This window comes from Pedobacter sp. 01T416_2, assembly GCF_056398925.1.
Window position 1 is genome coordinate 1 of record NZ_JBFTQI010001171.1, and the last position, 1,174, is coordinate 1,174.

2 protein-coding genes are annotated in these 1,174 nt (G+C 41.3%); both read left to right on the top strand.

The window, feature by feature from the left end; genetic code table 11:
- Positions 1 to 423, top strand: a 423-nt coding sequence (locus AC1DPQ_RS28310) for a DinB family protein (RefSeq protein ID WP_477611651.1), incomplete at its 5' end; no start/stop codon positions are given.
- Positions 424 to 542: 119 nt separating this feature from the next.
- Positions 543 to 1,064 carry an NADPH-dependent FMN reductase gene (locus AC1DPQ_RS28315; protein WP_477583360.1) on the top strand — a complete coding sequence of 174 codons (522 nt, stop codon included), beginning with the start codon at positions 543 to 545 and terminating at the stop codon, positions 1,062 to 1,064.
- Positions 1,065 to 1,174 lie beyond the last annotated feature (110 nt).

Below are 1,174 nucleotides of genomic sequence, written 5' to 3' on the forward strand. Positions count from 1 at the left end.
CCTGTAGATAAGTTTGACTGGGCACCACACGAAAAAAGCATGAAAATGAAATCGCTTGCGGTTCATATTGCTGATCTGCCGAGTTGGGTTTCACTGGCATTAACTACTGATGGACTGGATTTTGAAACAGCACCTTATGTAGAAAAACCTGTAGAAAGTGCCGATGACCTGGTTAAAATTTTAGAGGAAAATTATGCACTTGGAAAAGCARAATTAGAAAAAGCGACGGAAGAAGACCTAAATGGTCGTTGGGTATTGAGCATGGGCAAACAGGTTTTGGCGGATTATTCTAAATACGAAACCATCCGCCATTCACTTAGCCAAACCACTCACCACAGGGCGCAGTTAGGTGTTTACTTAAGAATACTTGATATTCCGATCCCAGGCAGCTATGGCCCAAGTGCAGATGATCAAAACTTTTAGTTGTTAATATGTTTAGAATAGGCTGTCGAAACCTGGTGCGTTTCGATGGCCCGTTTTGAAATGACAACACGATTACCAGACCACCTTGATATTCCATTTACGCTTTGCTACTTTTAGCAATGAAAAAAATATTGGCAGTCTCTGGAAGCACAAAAACAATATCAACTAATGCACTTTACATAACTGCCATCTCCAGGCTTTTAGGCAGAGAGTTCGAGGTAACAAACTTTCCGTCTATTGCAGATATCCCACACTTCAATCCTGATTTAGATCAGGAAAATCCACCACAGGTTATCGAGGCGCTTCGTTCAATCATCAAAAAGGCAGATGGAATCATCATCTCTACACCAGAATACGCGATGGGTTTACCAGGATCGCTAAAAAACCTGCTCGATTGGACCGTAAGCACAGCATCATTTTCGGGGAAATCCGTTTTAGCACTTGTTGCTTCAACCCAGGGTGAAAAAGCCTATCAATCCATAATCGATATTTTAACGGTAATTGAAGCGAGGGTATCGCCCCAGCTTATCTCATTTGCAAAAGCGAAGATCAACAATGAAGGAGCGATTACCGATAAGGAAACTTTAACCGCACTCAAAAGCACCATCGATTCATTTGTTGCCAGTGTGGAGAATGGATAACACGATTTATTTCCGTAAAATTGCAGTATGAACAATAACTCTGCAACCCGTTTAAATAAATTCATCAGTGAAAGTGGATTATGTTCACGCCGTGAAGCAGACCGTTATAT